At 71.0% G+C, this 25,143-nt stretch carries 24 protein-coding genes and 1 tRNA gene; 15 read left to right on the top strand and 10 right to left on the bottom strand.

Going from position 1 to position 25,143, the window contains the following annotated elements; all coding sequences use genetic code 11:
- Window positions 1-8: 8 nt before the first annotated feature.
- The gene (locus BLQ62_RS17285; protein WP_068529193.1) at window positions 9-1,109 is read left to right on the top strand and encodes a potassium channel family protein; all 1,101 of its coding nucleotides are present in this window, start codon (window positions 9-11) and stop codon (window positions 1,107-1,109) included.
- Between the two features lie 87 nt (window positions 1,110-1,196).
- Here BLQ62_RS17285 and BLQ62_RS17280 read toward each other — a convergent pair whose 3' ends face one another.
- On the bottom strand, window positions 1,197-1,991 hold the full coding sequence (locus tag BLQ62_RS17280; protein ID WP_068568253.1) for a sulfurtransferase: 795 nt from the start codon (window positions 1,989-1,991) through the stop codon (window positions 1,197-1,199).
- A 14-nt stretch (window positions 1,992-2,005) separates the two neighbouring features.
- On the opposite strand from BLQ62_RS17280, the gene nudC reads away from it, so the two are divergent.
- Window positions 2,006-2,914: an NAD(+) diphosphatase gene (gene nudC / locus BLQ62_RS17275; RefSeq protein WP_068568254.1), complete on the top strand. Its 909-nt coding sequence runs from the start codon at window positions 2,006-2,008 to the stop codon at window positions 2,912-2,914.
- Window positions 2,915-3,057: 143 nt separating this feature from the next.
- On the top strand, window positions 3,058-3,615 hold the full coding sequence (locus BLQ62_RS17270) for a hypothetical protein (RefSeq protein WP_068568255.1): 558 nt from the start codon (window positions 3,058-3,060) through the stop codon (window positions 3,613-3,615).
- A 76-nt stretch (window positions 3,616-3,691) separates the two neighbouring features.
- Here BLQ62_RS17270 and BLQ62_RS17265 read toward each other — a convergent pair whose 3' ends face one another.
- Window positions 3,692-3,931, bottom strand: a complete 240-nt coding sequence (locus BLQ62_RS17265) for a mycoredoxin (protein WP_068568256.1) — start codon at window positions 3,929-3,931, stop codon at window positions 3,692-3,694.
- Window positions 3,932-4,079: 148 nt separating this feature from the next.
- Between BLQ62_RS17265 and BLQ62_RS17260 the strand changes: the two genes are divergently transcribed.
- The gene (locus BLQ62_RS17260) at window positions 4,080-4,352 is read left to right on the top strand and encodes a hypothetical protein (RefSeq protein ID WP_139184235.1); all 273 of its coding nucleotides are present in this window, start codon (window positions 4,080-4,082) and stop codon (window positions 4,350-4,352) included.
- Between the two features lie 46 nt (window positions 4,353-4,398).
- Window positions 4,399-6,489: an ATP-dependent DNA helicase UvrD2 gene (locus tag BLQ62_RS17255; RefSeq protein ID WP_068568258.1), complete on the top strand. Its 2,091-nt coding sequence runs from the start codon at window positions 4,399-4,401 to the stop codon at window positions 6,487-6,489.
- 25 nt (window positions 6,490-6,514) lie between these two features.
- Here BLQ62_RS17255 and BLQ62_RS17250 read toward each other — a convergent pair whose 3' ends face one another.
- Complete coding sequence (locus BLQ62_RS17250) at window positions 6,515-7,357, bottom strand: siderophore-interacting protein (protein ID WP_068529215.1); 843 nt, start codon at window positions 7,355-7,357, stop codon at window positions 6,515-6,517.
- A 226-nt stretch (window positions 7,358-7,583) separates the two neighbouring features.
- On the opposite strand from BLQ62_RS17250, the gene BLQ62_RS23435 reads away from it, so the two are divergent.
- The 4 genes from BLQ62_RS23435 (at window position 7,584) to BLQ62_RS17235 (ending at window position 11,781) form a co-directional block, all read left to right on the top strand.
- The gene (locus BLQ62_RS23435; RefSeq protein ID WP_139184234.1) at window positions 7,584-7,787 is read left to right on the top strand and encodes a hypothetical protein; all 204 of its coding nucleotides are present in this window, start codon (window positions 7,584-7,586) and stop codon (window positions 7,785-7,787) included.
- 207 nt (window positions 7,788-7,994) lie between these two features.
- Window positions 7,995-8,300, top strand: a complete 306-nt coding sequence (locus tag BLQ62_RS17245) for a WhiB family transcriptional regulator (RefSeq protein WP_068530432.1) — start codon at window positions 7,995-7,997, stop codon at window positions 8,298-8,300.
- A 178-nt stretch (window positions 8,301-8,478) separates the two neighbouring features.
- Window positions 8,479-9,687, top strand: coding sequence for an acyl-CoA dehydrogenase family protein (locus BLQ62_RS17240; RefSeq protein WP_082756844.1), 1,209 nt, complete (start codon window positions 8,479-8,481; stop codon window positions 9,685-9,687).
- A gap of 114 nt (window positions 9,688-9,801) precedes the next feature.
- The gene (locus tag BLQ62_RS17235; protein ID WP_068529217.1) at window positions 9,802-11,781 is read left to right on the top strand and encodes an acyl CoA:acetate/3-ketoacid CoA transferase; all 1,980 of its coding nucleotides are present in this window, start codon (window positions 9,802-9,804) and stop codon (window positions 11,779-11,781) included.
- A 21-nt stretch (window positions 11,782-11,802) separates the two neighbouring features.
- Here the strand turns inward: BLQ62_RS17235 and BLQ62_RS17230 are convergent, their stop codons facing one another.
- The 3 genes from BLQ62_RS17230 to BLQ62_RS17220 all read right to left on the bottom strand — a co-directional run bounded on the left by BLQ62_RS17230 (window position 11,803) and on the right by BLQ62_RS17220 (window position 15,428).
- On the bottom strand, window positions 11,803-13,119 hold the full coding sequence (locus BLQ62_RS17230) for an ABC1 kinase family protein (RefSeq protein WP_068529220.1): 1,317 nt from the start codon (window positions 13,117-13,119) through the stop codon (window positions 11,803-11,805).
- Window positions 13,120-13,133: 14 nt separating this feature from the next.
- Window positions 13,134-13,979, bottom strand: a complete 846-nt coding sequence (locus tag BLQ62_RS17225; protein ID WP_068568259.1) for a hypothetical protein — start codon at window positions 13,977-13,979, stop codon at window positions 13,134-13,136.
- 102 nt (window positions 13,980-14,081) lie between these two features.
- Entirely contained in the window at window positions 14,082-15,428 is a 1,347-nt protein-coding gene (locus tag BLQ62_RS17220; protein ID WP_068568260.1) for a zinc-dependent metalloprotease, read from the bottom strand.
- An 83-nt stretch (window positions 15,429-15,511) separates the two neighbouring features.
- Between BLQ62_RS17220 and BLQ62_RS17215 the strand changes: the two genes are divergently transcribed.
- Complete coding sequence (locus BLQ62_RS17215) at window positions 15,512-16,555, top strand: YlbL family protein (RefSeq protein WP_231857717.1); 1,044 nt, start codon at window positions 15,512-15,514, stop codon at window positions 16,553-16,555.
- A gap of 22 nt (window positions 16,556-16,577) precedes the next feature.
- On the opposite strand, the gene BLQ62_RS17210 is transcribed toward BLQ62_RS17215, so the two are convergent.
- Window positions 16,578-17,237, bottom strand: coding sequence for a PPA1309 family protein (locus BLQ62_RS17210; protein WP_414929933.1), 660 nt, complete (start codon window positions 17,235-17,237; stop codon window positions 16,578-16,580).
- 26 nt (window positions 17,238-17,263) lie between these two features.
- Between BLQ62_RS17210 and BLQ62_RS17205 the strand changes: the two genes are divergently transcribed.
- The 3 genes from BLQ62_RS17205 to BLQ62_RS17195 all read left to right on the top strand — a co-directional run bounded on the left by BLQ62_RS17205 (window position 17,264) and on the right by BLQ62_RS17195 (window position 21,062).
- Window positions 17,264-20,230, top strand: a complete 2,967-nt coding sequence (locus BLQ62_RS17205) for a UPF0182 family membrane protein (protein ID WP_160126301.1) — start codon at window positions 17,264-17,266, stop codon at window positions 20,228-20,230.
- A gap of 112 nt (window positions 20,231-20,342) precedes the next feature.
- A tRNA-Met gene (locus tag BLQ62_RS17200) sits at window positions 20,343-20,416 on the top strand.
- Between the two features lie 100 nt (window positions 20,417-20,516).
- Window positions 20,517-21,062, top strand: a complete 546-nt coding sequence (locus BLQ62_RS17195; protein ID WP_068568377.1) for a sugar O-acetyltransferase — start codon at window positions 20,517-20,519, stop codon at window positions 21,060-21,062.
- On the opposite strand, the gene BLQ62_RS17190 is transcribed toward BLQ62_RS17195, so the two are convergent.
- Both BLQ62_RS17190 and BLQ62_RS17185 read right to left on the bottom strand, forming a co-directional pair.
- Window positions 21,063-21,956 carry an LLM class flavin-dependent oxidoreductase gene (locus BLQ62_RS17190; protein WP_068568264.1) on the bottom strand — a complete coding sequence of 298 codons (894 nt, stop codon included), beginning with the start codon at window positions 21,954-21,956 and terminating at the stop codon, window positions 21,063-21,065. It abuts the gene before it with no gap.
- A gap of 28 nt (window positions 21,957-21,984) precedes the next feature.
- On the bottom strand, window positions 21,985-22,161 hold the full coding sequence (locus BLQ62_RS17185; RefSeq protein ID WP_082756847.1) for a DUF3060 domain-containing protein: 177 nt from the start codon (window positions 22,159-22,161) through the stop codon (window positions 21,985-21,987).
- Window positions 22,162-22,318: 157 nt separating this feature from the next.
- Between BLQ62_RS17185 and BLQ62_RS17180 the strand changes: the two genes are divergently transcribed.
- Window positions 22,319-23,272, top strand: coding sequence for a sulfite exporter TauE/SafE family protein (locus BLQ62_RS17180; RefSeq protein WP_068529237.1), 954 nt, complete (start codon window positions 22,319-22,321; stop codon window positions 23,270-23,272).
- Window positions 23,273-23,354: 82 nt separating this feature from the next.
- The gene (locus BLQ62_RS17175; protein ID WP_068530443.1) at window positions 23,355-23,825 is read left to right on the top strand and encodes a GNAT family N-acetyltransferase; all 471 of its coding nucleotides are present in this window, start codon (window positions 23,355-23,357) and stop codon (window positions 23,823-23,825) included.
- On the opposite strand, the gene BLQ62_RS17170 is transcribed toward BLQ62_RS17175, so the two are convergent.
- Window positions 23,788-25,026 carry an MFS transporter gene (locus BLQ62_RS17170; protein ID WP_068568268.1) on the bottom strand — a complete coding sequence of 413 codons (1,239 nt, stop codon included), beginning with the start codon at window positions 25,024-25,026 and terminating at the stop codon, window positions 23,788-23,790. The genes BLQ62_RS17175 and BLQ62_RS17170 overlap by 38 nt on opposite strands.
- Window positions 25,027-25,143 lie beyond the last annotated feature (117 nt).

Genomic DNA, 25,143 nt, shown 5'->3' with positions numbered 1-25,143 from the left:
AGGTAGGTATGTCCGCACGCACCACGTTCCGCAGACGGAGCAAGTCCGAACTGACGGATCTCCCCGACCACGCGCTGGTCAGTGTCCTGCGCATTCCCGCCGGGGACTCCAATCCCTGGCGCGCGATCGGCGCACGCGTCCTCGTCGCGCTCGGCGCCCTGTTCCTCGCCGTGTTCATCGTCTACATCGAGCGGGACGGCTACCGGGACTCCGCCATCGAGGCGGGACTCGACGGCAAGCAGACGCTGACCTTCCTCGACTGCCTCTACTACGCGACCGTCTCCCTCTCGACCACGGGATACGGCGACATCACGCCCGTCACCCAATCCGCGCGCCTGATCAACGTCCTGTTGATCACCCCGCTGCGCATCCTGTTCCTCATCGTCTTGGTCGGTACCACGCTCCAGGTGCTCACGGAGCGGTCCCGCCAGGCGTTCAAGATCCAACGTTGGAGGTCTGCTGTGCACAACCACACGATCGTCGTGGGCTACGGCACCAAGGGCCGGACCGCGGTGAGCGCGATGATCAACGACGGCATGGAGCCGAGCAAGATCGTCGTCGTCGACACCGATCAGGCCGCACTCGAGGTCGCCGAGATCGACGGGCTCGTCACCGTCCGCGGCGACGCCACGAAGGCCGATGTCCTGCGGCTGGCCGGGGCGCCCCGCGCTGCGTCGATCATCATCGGCGCCAACCGCGACGACGCCGCGGTGATGGTGACGCTGACGGCGCGCGAGCTCGCGCCGCGGGCCAAGATCGTCGCCTCGATCCGTGAGTCCGAGAACACCCACCTCCTGCGCCAGTCCGGCGCCGACTCGGTGGTCGTCTCCTCCGAGACCGCGGGCCGCCTGCTCGGCATGGCGACCACCACCCCGTCGGTGGTGGAGATGATCGAGGACCTGCTCTCGCCCGGTGACGGCTTCAACATCGCCGAGCGCGAGGTGACCCGCGTCGAGGTCGGCCGCTCGCCGCGCCACCTGCCGAACATCGTGTTGGGCGTGGTCCGCAAGGGCAATCTCTACCGCGTCGACTCGCCCGCCGTCGCGGTGGTCGAGGCCGGCGACCGGCTGCTGTTCGTCCGCAATGCGGACGTGAAGGTCTCCAACTGACGAAGCGCGTCCCGAAATTCGGGTTCTGCGCGGCTCCGCGGCGATATCCGACCGCGGTGGTGCGCTGAACCCGAATTTCGGGAGCCGTTACTGCCCGGTCGCGGCGGGACGATCGGTGGCGGCGTACTGCGACCAGCTGCCCGGGTAGAGGCGGCCGCCGGGGAAACCCGCGTGCTCGGAGGTGAGCAGGTCGTGGCAGGCGGTGACGCCGGAGCCGCAGTAGGCGATGAAGTCCTCGCCGGGCCGCAGTCCCGCCTCCTCGAACCGGGCGCGGAGTTCCTCGCGGGGGAGCAGCGCGCCGTCGACGAGGTTCTCCCGGCACGGCACGCTGACGGCGCCCGGGATGTGGCCGGCCCGCGGATCGACGGTCTCGTTCTCGCCGCGGAACCGATCCGCGGGGCGGGCGTCGATCACCGGTACGTCCCCGGCGCTCGCCTCGTCGATCGAGGCCAGGCGATCCGCGGGCCAGGGGCGCGGCGTGAAGGTCGCGGCGGCGGGCGTGACGGCCGCGGTGTCGTCGAGCGCTCCGAGTGGACCGTCGAGCAGCGCGGCCGATTCGCCGAGCGCGCGCAGCAGCCACACCAGGCGGGCGGCCATGACACCGCCGGCGTCGTCGTAGGCGACCACCGTCGCCCCGTCGCCGATACCGGCGGCCGAGAGCCCGGCGGCGAAGGCCTCCGGCGTCGGCAGCGGATGCCGGCCCTCGGCGGGTGAGGCGGGCGCGGCGAGGAAGCCGTCGAGGTCGATGTAGACGGCATTGGGCAGGTGGCCGGCGTCGTAGGCCTCGCGGGTGGAGCGCCCGTCGAGGTAGCAACGGGTGTCGGCCAGGATCACGCCGGGGTTGGCCCGCACCCACGCGGCGTCCACGAACGGTTCGATCATGCGGTCAGCCTACGATGATGAGCGTGGCGAAGCTCAGTCTGACCGTGCCCCCGCTCCTGTCCCGCTATCACGTCGACCGCGCCGACGAACTGCGCGCCGATGAGACCGCACTCGATGCCGCCTGGGCGACCGCGAAGGTGCTGCGCATCGACCCGCGCGGCCGCTTCGACCTCGACGGCACCGACCTCGCCTTCGCCCGCGGGCACGAGGTCGCGCCCGCGCGCCCGGCGGACGCGGTGCTGCTGGGCCGGGTCGACGGGGCGATCGTCTTCGCGCTGCGCGTGGAGAAGTTCGACGGCGCCGATCTGCGCATGCGCGGCCACCTGCTCTCGCCGGTCGACTCCGCGCTGCTCGGCCAGGCCCTCGGCATCCTGAACTGGCACGCCACCGCGGGGTTCTCGCCCGTCGACGGTGCGCCGACCGTCCCCGGGAAGGCGGGGTGGGTGCGCGCCACCGCCGACGGGCGTGAGGAGTTCCCCCGCACCGACGGCGCGATGATCACGCTGGTCCACGACGGCGGCGACCACATCCTGCTCGGGCGTCAGCACCAGTGGCCGGAGCGGCTGTTCTCGCTGTTCGCCGGGTTCGTGGAGCCGGGGGAGTCGCTCGAGCAGTGCGTCGCGCGGGAGTTGCACGAGGAGGCGGGGATCGAGGTCGACGAGATCACCTACGTCGCGAGCCAGCCCTGGCCCTTCCCGCGTTCGCTGATGCTCGGCTTCACCGCCCGCGCCTCCCGCGACGCGGCGCTGGACTTCCGCGACGGCGAGATCGCCGAGGCGCAGTGGTTCAGCCGCCTGCAGGTCCGCGACGCCCTCGCCGCGGGCGACTGGAGCACCGACGCCCCCGACGCACCCCTGCTGCTGCCCAACTCCATCTCCATCGCCCGCGCGATCGTCGAGGCCTGGGCGGCCGGGCCCTCGTGAAATCGGCCGATTTCGGCGTGGCGATCCGTAGAGGGGATCGCCGGCCGGAAATCGGCTGATTCCCCGACGCGAGTGCCGTCTCCACCCGGATCTCCACCCGCGGGCCGAGGTCATCGCGACGTTGCGCTCCTAGCGTGTTCCCCATGAGCTACGTACGCGGATTCCTTCCCTGGATCGTCCTGGCGATCGCCTCGTCGGTCTTCGGCTGGCAGTGGGGCGCGGTGGCCGCGTTCGCGGCCGGCGTCGTGCTGCTGAACCAGGACCGCCGCGCCGGACGGCAGCCGGGCGAGCTCGAACTCGGCGGCCTCGCCTACTTCCTCGCGCTCGCTCTGCTCGCGTTCGTCGCGCCGCACTCGCCGCTCGAGGCCTACGCCGGCGCGCTCTCCTCGGCGTGGCTCGCGGTGATCGCGGGCGTCGGGCTCGCGATGGGGCGCCCGTTCACGCTGGCGATCGCTCGGCGCTCGGTCGACGAGCGGACCGCGCGGCACCCGATGTTCCTGCACATCAACACCGTCATCACCGCGGTCTGGGCGGCGTCCTTCGCGACGACAGCACTGCTCGGCGCCACCTGTGTCGTGCTGGGCGAGCCGGAGCCGATGCGGATCGCGGTGCAGGCGCTCGGCTTCGCGGTGCCGGCGATGTTCACCCGGGCGTACGTGGCGCGCATCGAAGGCCGACGGGGCGCGCTCGCGGCGGCCTGACGCCCGAACGCAGAAGTCCGGTCATCCGTTCCCACGATCGTGGAGACGGATGACCGGACTTCGGTCGATCGAAAGGTCAGACGCCGAGCTTGCGCTTGACGTCGGCGAGCGACGGGTTGGTCGCGGTGGAACCGTCGGCGTACTTGACGGTGGGCACCGTCTGGTTGCCGCCGTTCACGCCCTGCACGAACTCGGCGGCCGAGGGATCCTCCTCGATGTTGATCTCGGTCCAGGAGATCCCGTTGGCCTTCAGGCCCGTCTTGAGGCGGTTGCAGTAACCGCACCACGTGGTGGTGTACATCGTCAGCTGGCTCATACAGCTACTCAACCACGCACGGCTCGTGGTTGTTCCTGCAGGTCGCCGCGTGCGCGAGTACCGATCTCGCAGATTTGGCACACTGAAGAGCATGTGGGGAACCGCGAAGAGGTGGGTCGGCGCGATCGGGGCGTTTCTGCTTCTCTGCGTGATCGGGCCCGTGGTCCTGATGTGGATCGGGATCGCGAAGGTCGCCGGCTGGTTCGGGCTGGACGGATACTCGTTCCTCCTGTTGTTCGTCGGGACGATGGCGTCGTCGGATCTCATCGCGACGGTCTCGGCCGACGGGCTGCGCGCCGCGAGCATCGACGAGTGGATCCTCGGAGTGATCGGGACGGTCATCGCCGTGCCGCTCCTCGCGTGTGTCGTCGCGCATGGGTGGGGCGCGCTGTTCCGGCGACGGGACGCGGTGGAGGCATGACCCGCCCGCCCCGGACCTGTCGGACCCGGCTGGAATACTCGACGGTGTGATCGAAGCACTGGACCCGGAGCAGCAGGAGGCGGTTCTCGCGCCGCGCGGACCGGTGTGCGTGCTGGCGGGTGCGGGCACGGGCAAGACCCGCACCATCACGCACCGCATCGCCCACCAGGTGTCCACAGGGCACGTCGCCGCAGGTCAGGTCCTCGCCGTCACGTTCACCTCGCGCGCGGCGGGGGAGATGCGGGCGCGGCTGCGCAGCCTGGGCATCGGCGGGGGCGACGGGCAGCCGGGCGTGCAGGCCGTCACCTTCCACGCGGCCGCGATGCGGCAGCTGCGCTACTTCTGGCCCCGCGCCATCGGCGACACCCGCTGGGAGCTGCTCGACAACAAGTTCCCCATCATCGGCCGCGCCGCCCGCGACTGCGACCTGCGGCCCGAGACCGACACCATCCGCGATCTGCTCAGCGAGATCGACTGGGCGAAGGCGTCCCTGGTCACGCCGGAGACCTACGCGAAGGCGGTCGAGGACGCGGGTCGCACCGCCCCGATGGCGCCCGGCACCGTCGCCGACGTCTACGCGGCCTACGAGCGGCGCAAGACCGACCAGGACGGCAACCGCCTCCTGGACTTCGACGATCTGATCCTGGTCACGGCCGCGATCCTCGAGGACAACCACGTCGTGGCGGAGGAGTTCCGCGACCGCTACCGCAGCTTCGTCGTGGACGAGTACCAGGACGTCACGCCCCTGCAGCAGCAGCTCCTCAACGCCTGGCTGGGCGAGCGCGACGACCTCACAGTGGTGGGCGATGCGAACCAGACCATCTACTCCTTCACCGGCGCCACCCCGAACTACCTGCTCGACTTCACCCGTCGGTTCGAGGACGCCACCATCGTGCGGCTGCAGCGCGACTACCGCTCCACCCCGCAGGTGGTCTCGCTCGCCAACAAGGTGATCGGCGCGGCGCAGGGCCGCGTGGCCGGTACCCGCCTCGAGCTCATCGGCCAACGCCCCGAGGGGCCCGCGCCGATCTATGCCGAGGTCGACGACGAGCCGGCCGAGGCGAAGCTCGTCGCCAAGCGGATCCGCGAACTGCTCGCCAAGGGCGTCCCCGCGAGCGAGATCGCCATCCTCTACCGGATCAACGCCCAATCGGCCGTGCACGAAGCCGCGCTCACCGAGGCGGGGATCCCGTACCAGGTGCGCGGCGGCAGTGCCTTCTTCGAGCGGCCCGAGATCGGTCAGGCCGTGCGCGCGCTCATGGACCGCGCGGGCCAGTTCGGCGGCGTCTCCGGCACCGAACTCCTGACGCTCGTCCGCGGCGCACTCGAGCCGCTGGGGCTCACGGAGGCGCAGCCCGACGGTGCCCGTGCCCTGGAGCGGTGGCAGGCGCTCGGCGCCCTCGTCGACCTCACGGAGAACCTCGGGACGGAGCGGCCGGGGCTGAACCTCGCCGAGCTGATCGGCGAGCTTCGCGCCCGGGCCGAGGCCAAGCATCCGCCCACGATGCAGGGCGTCACGCTCTCGTCGCTGCACGCGGCGAAGGGTCTGGAGTGGGACGCGGTGTTCCTGGTCGGCCTCACCGAGGGCTCGGTGCCGATCTCGCAGGCCATCGCCAAGGGCGATCCCGAGCCGATCGAGGAGGAGCGGCGGCTGCTCTACGTGGGTGTCACCCGCGCCCGCGAGCACCTGCACCTGTCGTGGGCGCTCGCCCGCAACGAGGGCGGGCGTAAGACGCGCAAGCGCACCCGCTTCCTCGACGTGGTCGCCGGCCAGGCGGATGCGGGCAGGCCCCGGCTCGATTCGGGGCCGAGCAAGGGCAAGCGCCGCTCCTCGGACGTCTGCCGGGTGTGCGGCGGCATCCTCGACACCCGCGAGGAGAAGCTCCGCTCGCGGTGCGAGGACTGCCCTTCGGACCTCAACGACGCGCTGGTGGAGGCGCTGAAGATCTGGCGCACCGGTCAGGCCCGCGACCAGCAGGTCCCGCCGTACACGATCTTCTCCAACGCCACGCTGTTCGCGATCGCCGAGCACCTGCCGCGCACCCGAGCGCAGCTGGTGCGGATCAACGGCATCGGCTCGACGAAGATCGACAAGTACGGCGACGAGGTGCTCGCCCTCGTCGCCGAGCACGCCTGAGGCCGGTGCCGCCGGCGGGTCCGGCTCAGATGTCGAGGTCGTCGACCTCGCCGAAGGACTCGCCGCGCTCCATCAGCACGCTGAAGTGCGCGAGGCGCCGCTGGTCCACCGCCGTCGAATCGGTGGCGGCCTGCCAGTAGCCGTACGGCCGCACCTCGCCGCGGGGCAGTCCGCGCTCGCGCCGGAACAGGTCGCGGACCGCGCGCATCTCGGTGCGTTCGCCGGCCGCCCACAGCGTCATGCCCGACGGTGCCCGGCGGGCGGCGTCGAGCAGCGGACCGTCGACGCGGATCACCTCCACCCCCGTGGGTGCGTCGAGCTCGTCGATCACCTCCTGCTGCGCGGTGCGCACGTATGCGAGGCCGCGCGCACCGTCGGGCCACTGCCGGAAGACGGAGTAGAGGGCCGCGACCGCGGAGTCGTCGGCGAGCAGAAGGGCGGGACGCCCGGAGGCGTGGTCGGGCACGAAATGCGGGCGCGGCCCGACGAGGGGCACGACGTCCCCTGGCCGGACCGCCGCGATCCAGCGCATCATGGGGGAGTCGTGACCGTGCCGCAGCACGTCGAGCTCGATCGTCTCGGTCGTGGGATCGAAGGCGCGCACGGTGTAGATGCGCGAGGCGGGCTCGCCGCCGTCGAGCGCGGGGACCGCGAGCCGCACGGCGAGGTTGGGCAGCGTCCAGTCGGCGTGGACGACGGTGCCGCGCAGCGCGCCCCGGATCCGGACGAACGGGCCGGCGACCGCGGTGGCGGACAGGACGGTCAGCGTCAGTGCCTGGATCTCTCGGGTGGCATGGCCCGCGCTGGCGAGGACGGCGCGGGCGCGCTCCTCGGTCGGTGCCTCGGAGTCCGTGGGGCGGTCCGTCATCGGGGTTCCTCTCGTCGCGATCGATCGGTTGCGAGGAAGGCTACCCTAAGATATTAAGTTATGGCGCACACTATGGCGTCGGGAATCGAAAAACCGCAGGTCAAAAATAACTTGTGCGAATACTTTCGTACGCATACTGTGGAACACGACCGCACGGGATGACGCGCGAGGTACGCCCTCGCCCGCCGGAACGTGATTGACCAGCGCGCGAAAGGAGGCAAACGAAATGAACAACGCAATCATCAACGCAAGCAAGCAGTTCACCGCAGCAGAGGGTGGAGTGTTCGCAGCCGTAGCGGTTCGTATCGAGGCCTCCCACGCCCTGCCCGGCCTGTCGTCACGCCTGTGGCGCCTGCGCCAGGAGCAGGCGACGTACGCCGTCGATCACGAACCGCTCACGCGCCCCGTGTGTTCCATGCGACGAGGTTAGGTCTCACGACCCACCTCTTCTCATTCACCACGGGACCCGCCGCCGCGCGGAACCCGTGGATTCGCGGTCTCTCATCATCCCGTCAGGGGTCGAGGGCCGCCACACGGTTCGCGCACTCACCACAGAACATCCCGTGCGCCTGACCGGGCGCCGCTACCGAGGCCACCTGAACCGCAGGTGGAAAGGTGACAAGAAGTGCCGACCATCATGGAGGACCGTCCCGTGGAACGGACCGTCCGCACCATCGATTCCATCAGTATCACCCGACCGACCAGTGTCGAGAACCGTGTGCCCTGCCGTGCCGGTGATCCCGACCTCTGGTTCGCCGAGGCCCCGTCGGACCTCGAGCGGGCCAAGACCCTCTGCGAGACCTGCCCCCTCCAGCGCGCCTGCCTGGCCGCCGCCCTTGAGCGCGGCGAGCCCTGGGGCGTATGGGGCGGCCAGATCTTCGAGCAGGGCGTCGTGATCGCGCGCAAGCGCCCGCGCGGCCGGCCGCGGAAGAATGCGGCCTGAGCGCAGTGAGCCCCGATCCTCCCGAGGATCGGGGCTCACTCGTTTCCGGGACCGGTAGCGCCGCGCTGTGCCTCGTCACTCGAATACCGCGCCCCGGTTGTTCGCGATTCCATTGCCGCCCGACGTGACGCGGCGCACAGTTGATGCACCCGGAATCAGCTGACAGTGAGGACGCCCCATGACCGATCAGACCACCGAGGCGCTGGCGGAGGGCATCGCCCGCTCCCGCGACACCGACTACCTCGACATGGAGGCCCTCCTCACCGACGAGGAGAAGGAACTGCTGGTCAAAGTCCGCAAGTTCGGCGACAAGGAGTTGCTGCCGATCGTGAACGACTACTGGGAGCGCGGCGAATTCCCCTTCGAGATCCTGCCGAGGCTGCGCGACCTGCAGATCGTCGGCGACACCATGACCGGCTACGGCATCACGCCGATGAGCGCCGTCGGGCAGGGGTTGGTCTCCTACGAGCTGGGCCGCATCGACGGCAGCATCGCCACCTTCATGGGTGTCCACGTCGGCCTCGCCATGCAGTCGATCTACATCCTCGGCTCCGAGGAGCAGCGGCAGCGCTGGCTGCCGGCGATGGCGAACCTCGACAAGATCGGCGCGTTCGCGCTCACCGAACCCGACCACGGCTCCGACTCGGTCGCGCTGGAGGCGACGGCCACGCGCGACGGCGACGACTGGGTCCTCAACGGCCTCAAGCGCTGGCCCGGCAACGCGACGTGGTGCGACGTCATCGTGGTCTTCGCGCGCGACACCGGCGACGGCAAGGTCAAGGCCTTCGTCGTCGAGAAGGGCGACCCCGGCTACAGCGCCACCAAGATCGGCGGCAAGGTCTCGCTGCGCATGGTGCAGAACGCCGACATCGTGCTCGATCACGTGCGCGTCCCCGACGACCGCCGCCTTGTGCACTGCAACGGCTTCCCCGACGTCTCCAAGGTGCTCATGGGTACCCGCAACGCGGTCGCCTGGTCATCGACCGGCCACGCCGTGGCCGCCTACGAGATCGCGCTCACCTACGCGCAGCGACGCACCCAGTTCGGCAAGCCGATCGCCGCCACGCAGAGCGTGCAGAGCAAGCTCGTCGAGATGCTCGGCGACGTGACCGCGATGCAGCTCTACTGCATCCGCCTCGGCCGCCTGCTCGATCAGGGCGCCGTCACCGACACCATGGCCGCGCTCGCCAAGTACTTCTGCAGCGTCAAGGCCCGGCACGTGTGTCGCATGGCCCGCGATGTACTGGGCGGCAACGGGATCACGCTTGATTTCCACGTGATGCGGCACCTGTGCGACATGGAGGCGCTGGTCACCTACGAGGGCACGGCGGAGATCCAGTCGCTGCTCGTGGGGCGGGAGGTCACGGGCAGCAGCGCCTTCGTCTGAACCCGCTCGCGCAATCGCGCGAACCCGCCCGCGCGACGTGATATGCATCACAGTGGGATCGCACAGTGCGGTCATGGCCCCCGCCGCGCGGGGGAGAGCGAGAGGCGGAATCCGATGCCCATCGAGCCCATCCTGATGCCCACCGCGACCTCACCGATCCGCGACAAGGTGGTCACCGCCAAGGAGGCGGTGCGGCTCGTGCGCGACGGCGATCACCTCGTGCTCGAGGGCTTCGCCGGGCAGGGGTTCGCGGAGGAGCTCGTGCTGGCCCTGGAGGAGCGGTTCCTGCTCACCGGGACGCCGAAGGACCTCTCCCTGGTCTTCACCGTGGCGCAGGGCGACCGCGGCGAGCGCGGCACCGTGCACCTGTGCCACGACGGGATGCTCAAGCGCGCGATGGGCGGTCACTACGGCATGGCCCCCGCGCTGCAGAAGCTCGCGCTCTCCGGCGAGATCGAGGCGTACAACCTGCCGCAGGGCGTGATCGCCCAACTGCTGCGCGACAGTGGCGCGGGAAAGCCGGGGTTGCTCACCCACGTCGGACTCGGCACCTTCGCCGATCCCCGGCTCGGCGGCGGCAAGGTCAACGACGCCACCACCGAGGACCGGGTGCGACTGATGGAGATCGACGGCCGGGAGTACCTGTTCTACAAGGCTTTCGATCGGCTCGACGTCGCCTTCCTGCGCGGCACCACCGCCGACCCCAGCGGCAACGTCACGATGGAGAAGGAGGCGCTCACGCTCGAGGCGCTCGAGACGGCCATTGCGGTGCACAACAAGGGCGGCCTCGTGATCGTCCAGGTCGAGCGCATCGCCGAACGCGGCTCCCTCAACCCGCGCGACGTGAAGATCCCCGGCGCCCTCGTGGACTGCGTCGTCGTCGCGACCAGCCCCGAGCGGCACACCCAGTCGTGGGGCTCGCAGTACAACCCGGCGATGAGCGGCGAGATCCGGCAGCCGCTGAGCTGGATCGACCCGATGCCGCTGGACCCGCGCAAGGTCATCGCGCGGCGAGCGGCCCTCGAACTGCGGCCCAACTCCGTGGTCAACCTCGGCATCGGCGTGCCCGAGGGCGTCGCGGCCGTCGCCGCGGAGGAGGGCGTGCTCGAATACCTCACCCTCACCGCCGAGCCGGGCGTCATCGGCGGGATGCCCGCCGGCGGCACGGATTTCGGGTCCGCGATCAACGCCGACGCCATCCTCGCGCAGCCCTCGCAGTTCGACTTCTACGACGGCGGCGGCCTCGACGCCGCCTTCCTCGGCATGGCCCAGGCCGACGGTGGCGGCAACGTCAACGTCAGCCGGTTCGGGCCTCGCCTCGCCGGGGCCGGCGGGTTCATCAACATCAGCCAGAACGCGAAGGCGGTGTACTTCCTGGGCACGTTCCTCGCCCCGTCGCGCACGGAGATCGCCGACGGTGCCGTCGTCACCTCCGAGGGGCCGGCGGCGCCGAAGTTCGTGGCGTCGGTCGATCAGCGCACCTTCTCCGGGGAGTACGCGCTGCGCTCCGGTCAGCCGGTCATGTACATCACCGAGCGGTGCGTGTTCCGGCTGACCGAGCGCGGCATGGAGCTCACCGAGATCGCACCCGGCATCGACCTGCAGCGCGACGTGCTGGACCTGCTGGGGTTCGAGCCGGTCATGGACGCCCCGCCCACCGTCATGGACCCCCGGATCTTCCGCGACGATCCGATGGGGCTGCGCGAGGACCTGCTGTCGGTGCCGCTCGAGGCGCGATTCAGCTACGACGAGTCCCGGAACCTGTTCTTCATGAACTTCGAGGGCGTCGCGGTGCGGACCGCGGAGGAGGTGACGCGCGCCGCGGACGAGATCGAGCGGCGGCTCGCCGAGATCGGCCGGCCCGTCAACGTGGTGATCAACTACGACAACTTCGTGCTCGGACCCGACCTCGCGGACGAGTACGCCGCGCGGGTGCGCCGCATGGGCAAGTACTACACGTCGGTGACGCGGTACACGACCTCGGCGTTCCTGCGGCTCAAGCTGGCCGATCACCTCGTCGACCGCGGCCTCGCGCCGCACCTGTACGAGAGCCGGAGTGAGGCCGTCGCCGCGTCGAAGCCGAGCGCGGGGTAGTCGGGCGGGAGCCGGGGTGGGTCAGTCGTCGCCGTCGAGCAGCGGGATCCAGTGCTCGACGATCGCGCGGTACGGCGCCTCCGCCTCCATCTGCGAGCAGATGCCGACCATGCCGAGCAGGACGCGGAAGAGCATCACGTACTCCGGCGGCAGCGCGAGCTTGCGGCCCGTCTGGAACTGCTCGCCGCGCACGTCGGTCGCCGTGTACGCGGCCTTCATCAGCCACTTGCGGGTGAAGTGGAAGCTCTCGGAGCGCAGCGGATCGACGTAGGGCGCGAGGTAGCTGCGGATCTCCTCGGGCGTGATCTCCAGGCGGGGCGGGATGAAGCCCTGGCTGCGCAGCAGCGGGAACAGCGCCTCGTAGTCCTCGTCGCGGGCCAGCCGCAGGATCTTGCCGACGGCCGGCGGGATACCACCGGGGTACTCGGCCACGGCGCCGAAGTCGAGCGCGATGAGGCGACCGTCGGGCGCGATCATGAAGTTGCCCGGGTGCGGGTCGCCGTGCAGGAGCCCGGTGCGGGCGGGGGCGCTCACCTCGAACTCGGTGAGCTTGGACGCCGCGTCGTTCCGCTCCTCCTGCGTGCCGTTCGCGATGACGTCGCGCAGCGGCCGCCCCGCGACCCACTCGCTGATGATCACCGTCGGAGCACTCGCGAAGACCTTGGGCACCTGGATGTTCGGGTCACCGTCGAAGGCCTTGGCGAACTTGCGCTGATTGGTGGCCTCGTACCGGTAGTCCAGCTCGGCCTCCGTGCGATCGGTGAGCTCCTGGACCAGGGACTTCACATCGGCGCCGGGGGTGAGCGGCTTGAGCACGGAGCTGAGGCGGCCGAGGGCCTTGAGGTCGGCGCGCAGGGCCTCGTCGGCTCCGGGGTACTGGACCTTGACCGCCACCTCGCGGCCGTCGGACCACACGCCCCGGTGCACCTGCCCGATGGAGGCGGACGCGGCGGCATCGTCGTCGAAGGAGGTGAACCGATCGCGCCAGCCGGTACCCAGCTGCTGGTCGAGGACCTTGTGCACGGTGGCCGCCGGCATGGGCGGCGCCTCGTTCTGCAGCTTGGCGAGCGCGTCGCGGTAGGGCGCGGCGTACTCGGGCGGCACGGCGGCCTCCATCACGCTCATCGCCTGGCCGAGCTTCATCGCGCCGCCCTTGAGCTGGCCGAGGACCTCGAAGAGCTGCTCGGCGGCCTTGGCCTGCAGCTCCGCGTTCACCTCGTCCTTGTCGGCGCCGGCGAGACGCTTGCCCCAGCCCACGGCCGTGCGGCTGGCCATGCCCAGCGGCAGTCCCGCGAGCTTGGCGGTGCGCTTGGCACTGCCCCGGGTGATCTCGGACACCTGGCCCCCTGAAGTCAACCAGCAGCCTCGGATGCGGGGGCGGTGACCCCGCATCCGCACCCGGGGTGCATGAACCATCGTCGGACGGCGATCGCGCTGCCCTCGACCTCCAAAGTACAGCCGAGCACGTCCGGTGGGTCCGCCGAGCCCCACCGCCCGGCGGCGACGGCGGCCACCTGCTGCGCCGCCACCGCCGCCGTCATCCGCAGGATCTGGGGCGAGGCCCGCCCGGCCCGGCCGAACAGCTGGCACGCCAGCGTGGGCCAGCCGGGGTCGGTCTCGGACCGGTTCCGGTCCAGGCAGCGCAGGCACGGACCCGCGCCGGGGAGCACCAGCGGGCCGATCACGCCGGCACCGTCGCGCAGCACGACGGGCAGGTGCGGCACCCGTTCGCGCATCAGCCGGGCGACCAGCACGGGGTCGGGGGAGAGGAAGTCGGAGAGCACCACCAGGTCCACGCCGCGACCGGCGGGGGTCCAGCTGCGTGCGGTGCCCGCCGTCACCTGCACACCGTCGAGGGCGGCGAGCTCGCCGAGCACCGCATCGGCGACCGACCCGCGCCCGTGCAGGTGGACCTGCAGCGGCGAGCGCGGCGGCTCGGGCTCGAGCAGACCGTGCTCGCCCAGCGCTCCCAGGAGCTCCTCCACGTCGCCCGCCGTCATCCCCAGGTCGGCGGCGCGGCGCTCGAGCTCGCGCGGAGTCCGGTAGGTCTGCAGCCAGCGCAGCAGCCCGGCGACGGCATCCGGGGCGAGCCACGGCGGCGGCCGCAACACCGGGGCTCCGGTGGCCGAGGCGCCCAGCTGCACCAGCGTGGGCGGGCGCACCACGACGGTCAGGAACGGATTCAGACGGTGCCGCATGGTGCGAGCCAAGCACGCCCGTCCGTGCCCCGAGCGCGGAAAAGCCCGGTTATCCACAGGGGATGACCGGGCTTGACCAGGCAGGATGCGCGCCTGCGGGAACTACTCGTCGCCGGACTCGCGTCCCAGGCGTTCGATCGCGCCGATCGGGTCGTCGAGGTCCGACGGATCCGCGCCGGAGGCGTCGCCCAGCATGCGGTCGATGAACGCGGCGGGCGCGTCCAGATCGGAGGCGTCCGGGATCAGGTCCGGGTGGGCCCACACCCCGTCGCGCTCCTCCATCGAGGTCGCGTTGAGGATGCGCTCCCACAGGTCGGCGGCCTCGCGCACCTTGCGGGGGCGCAGTTCCAGGCCGACCAGCGTGGCGAAGGTCTGCTCCGCCGGACCGCCCGACGCGCGGCGGCGGCGCATCGTCTCGCGCAGCGCGGCGGCACTGGGCAGCCGGTCGGCGATCGCCGCGTGCACGACCGTCTCGACCCAGCCCTCGATGAGCGCGAGCAGCGTCTCGAGGCGCTCGAGCGCGGCGGTCTGCTCGGGCGTGGCCTTGGGCTGCAGGGCGGCGCCCTGCGCGGCCATCAGCTCCTCGAGCTTCGCCGGGTCCTGCAGCGCCGTCGGATCGAGGTTGCGGGAGAGCTCCTCGATGCCCGACATGTCGATCGTGATGCCGCGCGCGTACTGCTCGACGGTGTCGAGCACGCGCGAACGCAGCCACGGCACGTGCGAGAACAGGCGCTGGTGCGCGGCTTCGCGCGCGGCCAGGTAGACCAGGATCTCCTGGTCCTTGATGTCGAGGTCCTTGCTGAAGACCTCGATCGCCTCGGGCAGCAGCGCCGCCGTATCGTCCGGGCCGAGCGGCAGGCCGATGTCGGTGCTGGTGAGCACCTCCTTCGACAGCGAGCCCAGGGCCTGGCCGAGCTGCGTGCCGAAGGACACCGAGCCGAGCTGGCTGAACATGCCCATCATGGGCGCCGCCATCTCGCGAGCCTCCTCGGGCATGCTCTGCACCCACGAGCCGGAGATCTTCTCCGCCACGGGGTTCACCAGCCGCTTCCAGGTGGGCAGGGTCTTCTCCTGCCAGTCGACGGGGCTCCACGCCGCCGTCTTCTGCGGGCCGGCGGGCAGCACCGTGGCACCGTCGAGCCAGAGCTGCGCGAGGTGCATCGACTCCTCGACGGCCTGGCGCTGCCCCTCGGAGACCGGCTCGTGCTTGCCGAGGGTCTGCCGCGCGAGCTGCGCCGCCACGGTGTAGTTGACGGGCTCGCCGGTGCCGGCGCCGGGCGCGGTCATGCCCGAGCCCATGCCGGAGATCATCTGGCCGAGCTGGCTGAGCATGTCGCCGAGCTGGGACATGTCGAAGGGCTGACCGGCGCCGAAGGGCTGGTCCCGTCGGCCTTTGCCGTCGTCACCGCCGTCGTCGCCGGAGGAGAATCCGAAGGGCAGGTCATTCATGACTCCACGGTACTGCCCCCGTCCACCGACGGCCGCCCCCTGCGTCACGCTGTGGGCGAACAGGCCGCCGCTACGCTGTGCCGGTGACGGAACGCAGGATCACGACAGCTCTCGCCGCCCTGGTGCCACTGCTGGTGCTCGTGTTGTTGGGCATGTTCGTGACGGTGCCCTACGTCGCCGTCGGTCCCGGCGACACCGCCGACACCCTCACCACCTACGCCGAGCGCGGCGCCGACGGCGAGGTCACCGACCGCAAGGTCATCACCATCGACGGCCTGCCCGTGCACCAGCCGGCCGGGCAGCTGCGCTTCACCACCATCGCCGTGACCGACGGCCTCAACCTCTACGGCGCGCTCGGCAAGTGGATCTCCGGTGCGCAGATCGCGCCGCGCGACGCCTACTACCCGCCCGGCGCCACCCGCGAACAGATCGAGGAGGGCAACCGTGAGCAGTTCACCGGCTCCGAATCCTCCGCCACCGTCGCCGCGCTGCGCTACTTGAAGATCCCCACCGCCATCGGCGTCGTCGGCCTGAGCCAGGGCGGACCGTCGGAGGGCAAGCTGCGCGAGGGCGACGTCCTCGAGTCCGTCGACGGTGCGCCCGTCACCGCCACGGAGCAGGTCGCCGCCGCCCTGCAGGGCAAGAAGAAGGGCGACGTCGTCACCGTCGCGGTCCGTCGGGCCGACGGCGCCGCGCAGGTCCCAGTCACGCTCGGCGAGTCCGAGGGCAAGCCCCGCCTGGGGGTCGTGGTGGGGCAGGTCCCCGCGGACCCGAAGGTCCACATCGGCTTCGGGGTGCAGCAGGTCGGCGGGCCGTCGGCCGGCCTCATGCTCACCCTCGGCATCATCGACCTGGTCGAGCCCGGGGATCTCACGGGCGGTCGCACCGTGGCCGGTACCGGGGAGATCTCCTCGGACGGCAGGGTCGGGCCGATCGGCGGTATCGAGCACAAGCTGCAGGGCGCCAAGCGCGACGGTGCCTCCGTCTTCCTGGTGCCCGCCGCCAACTGCGATGTCGCGAAGTCCTCGCCGCCCGACGGCCTGCAGCTGGTCAAGGTCGACACGGTCGACGGCGCCGTGCAGGCGCTCGCCGACGTGCGCGAGGGGCGCCCCGCGCCGTCCTGCTGACCCGGCGAGTCCGGGGGAGCGGTCAGTCCTCGTCGAAGGTGGCGAGCAGGCCCTGGATCAGGCCGGGCGCGAGCTGATCGGCGCGCAGCAGGTCCGCGTCCGCGAACGGATCGTCGTCCTCGGGCTGCAGCGTGAGCAGCGTGATCCGGTGGCCGTCGCGCAGCACGGCCGCGACCATCCGCGCCGTGCGTCGCTCGGGGTGGCTCTCGGCGGCGGCGCGACCGGCCCGGTCCGCGGCGTCCACGTCGGCGAGGTGCGGCTCGAGCGCACCGTCGAGATCGGCCTCCGCGGCCGGGGGCAGCACGATGATCTCCTGCACCAGCGCGCACCCGACGACCTCCTCGGGCCAGGTGGTGGTGGCGAGCACATGATCGAGCTCCGCGCTGCCGCCGCGCGGGTCGCCGGGCAGCGGCTCCTGCTCGATCACCGTGAGCGAGGCCCCGTCGTCGAGGACGTCGGCCCAGTCCGGCTGGCTGGTGGCGAGCAGCGAGGTCGGGACCAGCCCGAAGAGCTGCGGCGGCTGCCCCCAGCCCTGCGGCTCCACGAATTCGATGGCCTCGCGGGCCGCGCGGCCCAGGGCCGCCTCGTCGAAGGTCTGCTCCGCCTCGTCGTAGCTCACGCGCCCATGATCGCATCCCGCGCCGGGTGGGGTCTCGCGTCGGTGAGTACGCGCGCGTCCCATCTCGGGCAATCCGTACAGTGGACGGCGTGACGACACCTCGTGCCGCGGGCATTCCCACGCTGTCCCGCCGGGCAAAGATCCTCATCGCGTTGGCGGTGGCGCTGCTGGCGTTGCTGCTCATCGGGCCGCGGGTGGTGGACGTGTTCACCGCCTTCCTCTGGTACGGCTCACTCGGCCATGCGGGCGTACTGCGCACGGTGCTGCTCTCGCGCTTCGGCCTGTTCGTGGTGACGGGTCTGGTCCTGGCGCTGTTCACGTTCGTCGGCATGTGGCTGGCGTACCGCGTGCGCCCGGCCTTCCTGCCCTCGCCCACGGACGATCCGGTGGTGCGCTACCGCGCCGTGGTGATGAGCAAGCTCAAGACCTTCGCGATCGTCCCGGCGCTGCTCATCGGCCTCATCGCCGGCATCTTCGGGCAGGCGTCGTGGCAGCAGGTGCTGCTGTTCTTCAACCGGCAGAGCTTCGGCCAGACCGACGCCGAGTTCGGCAAGGACATCGGCTTCTACGCCTTCACGCTGCCCTTCATCGAGTTCGTCCTCGGCTTCCTGTTCGCCGGGCTGATCCTGATGTTCCTGGCGAACCTGGTCACGCACTACGTCTTCGGCGGCATTCGGCTGGCGGGCCGCGAGGGCTCGCTCTCGCGCGGTGCGCGCATCCAGCTCGCGGCGATCGCGGGCGTGTTCCTGCTGACCAAGGCCGTCGCCTACTGGTTCGACCGGTACGGCCTGGTGTACTCGAACCGCTCGCCGATGTTCACCGGCGCCAGCTACACCGACATCCACGCGATGCTGCCGGCGAAGGCGATCCTGACCGGTATCGCGATCATCTGCGCGGCCGCCTTCTTCTTCGGCATCGTGCTGCGGGACCTGCGCGTCCCGGCCGTCGCGACGGTGCTCATGCTGTTCTCCTCCCTCGTGGTCGGCGTGGGCTGGCCCACCGCCGTGCAGACCTTCTCGGTCGGCCCGAACGCGGAGAAGGAGCTGCCGTACATCGCGCGCAACATCGCCGCCACCAGGGAGGCGTACGGGCTGACGGACGCCAAGTACGAGACAGCCGACTCGAAGGCGTCCCCGGAGGCACTGCAGACGCTCACGGCCAAGGACGCGCCGTCGCTGCAGAACGTGCGACTGCTGGACCCGAACGTGGTCTCGCCGGCGTTCGCCAACTTCGGCAAGCTCAAGGACTACTACAAGCTCACCGACAAGCTCTCGGTCGACCGCTACGACGTGGGCGGCAACCTCTCGAACGTGCTCCTCGCTCCGATCGAGTTGAACCCGGAGGAGACGCCCACCGACTGGACCTCGCGCCACATGGTCTACACGCACGGCAACGGCCTGCTCACCGCCCCTGCGGGCCAGGTCGACCAGGTGGTCAGCGAGAGCGGTAAGGACGCGGTCGCCAACGCCAACGCGGGTGGTCAGCCCGTGATCACCCGCAACGGCATCGCGGGCAAGGCCACCGTGTCGCAGCCGCGCATCTACTACGGCGAGGTCATCGGCTCGGACCCCGACTTCTACTCGGTCGTGGGCAGCACGGGCGATCCGCGCGAGCTCGACAGCGACACCGAGCGCTCGCGCTACGAGGGTGAGGGCGGCGTCGGCATCGGCAACTGGTTCACCCGCCTGGCCTACGCGATCAAGTTCACCGAGCGGAACATCCTGCTCAACGGCAACATCGGCCCGGACTCGAAGATCATCTACCAGCGCGATCCGCGTGATCGGGTCAAGCAGCTCGCGCCCTTCCTGACGGTCGACACCAAGACCTACCCGATGGTCGACTCGCGCACCGGCCGGATCCTGTGGGTGGTCGACGGCTACACCACGCTGCCGAAGTACCCCTACGCGCAGCAGACCTCGCTCTCGGACGCCACGGGCAGCCGCCAGCAGGCGGCGCCCGGCCAGCAGGGGCAGCGCCGCCAGGTGGACGAGAAGGTGGGCTACATCCGCAACTCGGTCAAGGCGACCGTCGACGCCTACGACGGCTCGGTGCACCTGTACCAGGTCGACGAGTCGGACCCCGTCCTCAACGCGTGGAAGAACGTCTTCCCCGGCGTGGTCGAGCCGAAGAGCGCCGTCCCCGCCGAGGTCGAGAAGCAGTTCCGCTACCCGCAGGACCTGTTCGAGGTGCAGCGCTTCCTGCTGCAGAAGTACCACACGACGGACGCGAACACCTTCCGGCAGCAGAACGACCTGTGGCAGGTCGCGGCGGCCCCCGGCGAGACGCCGGACAAGGACGGCCTGCAGTCGCCGTACTACTCGGTCGCGGCAGCTCCGGGCGGCGGCGCGGCGCGGTTCCAGTTGTCGTCGGTCCTGCAGCAGAAGGACCAGGCGTACATGGCGGCGTACGTCTCGGTGGCCTCCGAGGGCGAGGACGCCGGCCGGCTCGTGGTGCGCGACGTGCGCGGGCTGCCCGGCCGGCAGACCCCCGGCCCGGTGTGGGCGGTCGACCTGATCACGGGCTCCCAGGCGGTGGCGAACGACAAGGCGAACATCCAGGCGCTGAGCCCCAAGTACGGCAACGTGCAGGCGATCAGCCTCGCGAACGGCGGGCTGACCTACCTGTGGCCGATGTACGCCCAGGGCCAGGGCGGGAAGACGGCACCGAAGCTGATCAAGGTGCTCAGCCTCAACCCCGTCACGGGTGGCGCGGGCTACCGCACCACGGTTGCGGCGTCGCTGTCCGACGCGGGCTACAAGGGCGTCGACGCGGCGCTCGCCACGGCCGCCACGGGCGTCTCCGGCCCCACGCAGGGGCAGACGGTGCCCGGTGGCGGTGGTCAGCCCGGCCCCACGCCGCCCACGGAGGCGACGGTGCCCGGCGCCGAGACCCCGGAGGTGAAGGCCGCGGTCAAGGAGGTCTCCGACGCCTGGGGTTCGGTGCTCTCGGCGCAGCGTTCCGGCGACCAGGTCGCCGTCGGCCAGGCCATGAAGCAGCTCGGCGATGCGATCACCAAGCTGCAGGCGGCCGAGGCGAAGGCGGGCGGCGGCAACTGATCTCAGCTCTCCCGGCCGGGGTGGCGACACCCGCCCCGGCCGGGGAGACGAGCGTCACGTTCAACTGATTTGCACATCGTGAGCGCATTCCAGTAACGTGGTGTTTACCCGACGCGGGGTGGAGCAGCTCGGTAGCTCGCTGGGCTCATAACCCAGAGGTCGCAGGTTCAAATCCTGTCCCCGCTACTAGGTCGAAGGCCCCCGGAGAAATCCGGGGGCCTTTCGCATTCCCGGGGTCTCCCGTGCTGATGGGTACGGTCGGGGCGTGGCCACCGAACTCCAGCGGATGCTCGCGGGTGAGCGCTACCGCGACAGCGATTCCGAGCTCGTGGCGATGCGGCGGTCCTGCGGCCGGTTGCTCGACCGGTTCAACGCCTCCGCCGCGGACGACAATGAGAAGCGCTCTCAGATCCTCCAGGAGCTCCTCGGCGGCATCGGCGAGGGTTCCTGGGTCATGCCGCGGTTCCAGTGCGACTACGGCGCGCACATCAGCATCGGCGCCAACAGCTTCCTCAACTACGACGCGATCCTCATGGACTGCGCGCCGATCAGCATCGGCGACGACTGTTCGATCGGGCCCCGCGTGCAGTTGCTCACTGCACTGCACCCCGTCGAGGATCACGCCGCCCGTCGGGCGCGGTGGGAGACGGCCCTGCCGATCACCATCGGCGACAACGTGTGGTTCGGCGGCGGGGTCATCGTCTGCCCGGGGGTGACGATCGGCCGCAACACCGTGATCGGCGCGGGCAGCGTCGTCACGCGCGACGTGCCGGATCACGTCGCCGCCGCAGGCAACCCGTGCCGCGTGATGCGGGAGCTGCCCGCCGAATGACTACCCGCCGGCGCGCACCTCGGCGACGCGCTGCCGGACGGCGGGCGCCACCTCCTCGACGAACCGGCGGCACTGCGCGTAGTCGTCGTCCTCGGCGCCGAAGACGAACGTGTCCATGCCGGTCTCCACGACCAGGCCGGTCAGCCGCTCGGTCCACTGCTCGACGGTGCCGTGGAAGGGTTCGTCGGACCGGGCGTCGTCGATCGAGCCGAAGATGTTGTAGAGCCGCCGGATCGACGCGGGATCGCGGCCGGCGGCGCGCGCACCGTCGTCGATGGCGGCGTGCCGCTCGGGCAGGGTCTCGGGCGGGAAGAAGGAGTTCGACGGTGCCCAGCCGTCCGCGTGCCCGCCGAGGTGGCGCAGCAGCTTGGGCCCGCCCACGCCGAGCCAGATGCCGATGTCGTGGGCCGGGCGCGGGCCGGGGTGCACGCCGGCGAGACGGTAGTGCTCGCCCGAGAAGCGCACGGAGCGTTCGCCGGACCACATCAGGCGGATCACCTCGACGGCCTCCTTGAGCGCCCCGGCGGCCTCGCCCGGCGTGCGTGCGGGCCCGCCCATCGCCTCGATCGCGGGCCAGAACGCGCCGGCACCGAGGCCCAGCTCGAACCGTCCGCCGGAGAGCAGGTCCAGCGTGGCCGCGGCCTGCGCCAGCACGGCGGGCGGCCGCAGCGGGAGGTTCGCGACGTCGGGGAAGACGCGCACCTGGTCGGTCCGCTCGAGCAGGGAGCCGATCAGCGTGAACGTGTCGACGAAGGCCTGCTGATAGGGGTGGTCCTGCACGCCGAGGAACTCGACGCGACCGTCGGCGAGTTGCGCGAGCGCGAAGCAGTTCTCCAGCGCCGCGGCGGACGGGGTGACGAAGAGCCCGAATTCGACGGGGCGGCCGTAATCCATGCCGCCAGCCTAGGCTCCGCCGGCGCGCTCAGCAGCGGTACGAGTTGTCCGCCCCGACCGACTTCACGGTGGGCTTCTTCGCTCCCGTGCAGGTGATGGTGTTGTCGTGCCCGCTGACCTCGCCGCGCTTGCACGCGGAGGTGAGGACGAGCGCGTTGTCGGAGCCGACGACCTCCACGTCGTCGTCACAGGCGAGCGTGCGCACCTGGTCGTGCTTCTACACCATCCGGATCGGGGCGAATCGGACGCCAGCAGTTCCGATCAGCCTGATCGGGACGGTTCCGATCCTGTGACGTGATCGGCAGAGTGGCGTGTCATATCCGGACGAGTCCCCTCGTCCGCCTCAGCCGCAGGAGACCAGCATGCCCACCCTCGTCATCGTCGCCTTCGTCGGACTGCTCGGGCAGCTCGTCGACGGGAGCCTCGGCATGGCCTTCGGCGTGACCGCGACGACCTTCCTGGTCGCGCTCACGACGCTCTCGCCCGCCGCGATCAGCGCGACGATCCACCTCGCCGAGATCGGCACCAGCGCCGTCTCGGGCGCCTCGCACTGGCGCTTCGGCAACGTCGACTGGAAGGTCGTGCGGCGCATCGGCATCCCGGGTGCGATCGGCGCCTTCGCCGGTGCGACGGTGCTCTCGAACCTCTCGACCGAGGTCGCGAAGCCCCTGATGTCGGTGATCCTGCTGCTGCTCGGCCTGTACGTGCTGCTGCGCTTCACCTTCCGCGGCATCGACACCAAGAATCTGGGGCGGCCGCTCAAGTCCCGCTTCCTCGCACCGCTGGGCCTCTTCGGCGGCTTCGTCGACGCCACGGGCGGTGGCGGGTGGGGCCCGGTCGGCACGCCGGCGCTGCTGGCCTCGGGCCGGATGGAGCCGCGCAAGGTGGTCGGCACGATCGACACCAGCGAGTTCCTCATCGCGCTGGCCGCGTCGCTCGGCTTCCTCGCCAACCTCGGCGGCGAGGGCGTCAACTTCGCCTACGCGGGCGCCATTCTGCTGGGCGGCGTCATCGCCGCGCCCTTCGCCGCGTGGCTCGTGCGGCACTTCCCGCCCCGGCTGCTGGGCGCGTCGGTCGGTGGCCTGATCATCCTCACCAACGCCCGCACCCTCGTCGGCAAGAGCGGCCTGGCCCTCGAACCGGGCACGCAGCGCGTGGTCTACATCCTGATCGTCGCCGGCTGGATCGCGGCCTTCGCGTACTCCTTCGTCCAGTACCGGCGGGACGCCGTGCTCGAATCCGCCGACTCCATCAGCGATCTGGCCGCCCGTAACGCCGGCGCGGTCGAGGATCCGAAGGCGCCCGTCCCGGCCTGAGCCCCGGAACCCGTGCGGTGGATCGCGTTCGCTCGGCGGACACGATCCACCGCACGCGCGTGTGCGGACGTACGGTGCAGTGATGGACGTCCGGATCGCCGACCCCGCCCGCGACGCGGCGCTCGTCGCCGCCCTGCGCACCGCGTGGGCGGCCACCTCGGGGGCCGGACCGGCGGAGGAGGACGACGGCTTCGTCGACCGGATCCGCGACTGGTGGGTGCGCGAGCGCCGCACGGTCTTCCTCGCCGGTGACGCCGGACGCCCCGGTGCGACGGGGATGGTCACCCTGCACGAGTACGTCCGGATGCCCACGCCCGGCACGGATTCGAGCGCATGGGGCTACCTCGGGCACCTGTTCGTCCTCCCCGCCGTCCGCAACCGGGGCCACGGCCGCGCGCTGATCGCGGCGGTGCAGGAGGAGGCACGGGCCCGCGGGTACCGCCGGCTGGTCCTCTCGCCGAGCGCGCCGTCCGTCCCGCTGTACCGCCGCAACGGCTTCCGTGCGGCGGACGAGCTCATGGTGTGGGAACCGGGCCCCGGGTCCACGTCGTGATCGATCGCGGGCCGATACCGCGGTCCAGCGCCCGGATCAGCACGGCGCATCCGATCCCGGAGAGCACCATCCCGATGGCGAAGGTCGGCGCGTAGCCGAGTAGATCGCCCGAGACGCCGCCCGCGAACCCCGCGGCGCCCTGCGCGGCGACCACCGCGCACGCCAGCAGCGTGTAGTCCGCGCCCGCGTACTCGCGTTCACTCGCGTCCATCATCAGGGTGAACAGCGCGACGGTGGCCGCGCCGCCGAAGACGTGCTCGGTGAGGTTGGCGGCCACCACCATGGGGAAGCCGCCGATCCCGAGGGCCGCCACCACGTACAGCGCGATCGTCACCGTCTGCGCCACGCCGCCCAGCAGGAGGGCCGAGCGGCGCCCGTGCCGGAACGCCCACCAGCCGCCCAGGGCGGAGCCCAGGAGCGCGCCGGTGGAGTTGAGGGCGCCGCTGACGAGCGCGATCTCCTTGAGCGCCAACCCGGCGTCGTGCAGGAACGGACCGGCGAGGGAGGAGACCATCGCGTTGCCGAACTTGTAGGCGGCCAGGAGGGTGATCAGGGCGATCACCCCGGGTCGGCGCAGCCGGTGCCACCAGGCGGCGCGCAGGCCCCCGGCCGGCAGGGGAGGGGCGCGATGCGGTGCGTCGTCGGCGCGATCGTCGGGCGCCAGCAGCGCGACGGGGACCGTGCAGAGCAGAATCGCGCCGCCCAGGGTGAGCAGCAGCACCCGCCAGCCACCGTCGGCGTAGATCCAGAGCAGGCCTCCGCCGCCCGCGATCATGCCGAGCCGGTACGCGCCGGTCTGGATGCCGTTGCCGAGGCCGCGCTCGCGGGGCCCGAGCAGCCGCACCGCCAGGCCGTCCGTGGCGATGTCCTGCGTGGCGGAGAGGAGGTTGATCGCGGCGATGGCGACGAACAGCCACCGCAGGGAGCCGGCGAGATCGGTGGCGGCGAGGGCGAAGGCGATCCCGGCGGAACCGAGCTGGGTGGCCAGGATCCAGCGGCGGCGCGTGCCGATCCGATCGACGGCGGGCGCCCAGAGGAACTTCAGTCCCCACGGCAGGTAGAGCAGGGAGGTGAGGCTGATCGCGGTGAGCGAGAGGCCCGCATTGCGCAGGAGGACGGGCACCGCCTGGGTGAAGAAGCCGAAGGGCAGCCCCTGGGCGAAGTAGAGCCCTGTCAGCAGCAGGAGCACGCGCAGTCGCACTCAGCGATTCTGGCAGGAGGGAGCGGAGGAGGCGAGGGCGGGACGCGAAAACGCCTGTGGCGGCCGATTCACGAGGAATCGACCGCCACAGGCGTAGATCGTGGAGCGGGTGCGACG

Source organism: Tsukamurella pulmonis (genome assembly GCF_900103175.1).
Classification (GTDB): Bacteria; Actinomycetota; Actinomycetes; order Mycobacteriales; family Mycobacteriaceae; genus Tsukamurella; species Tsukamurella pulmonis.
This window is presented reverse-complemented; position numbering and strand designations above follow the sequence as displayed.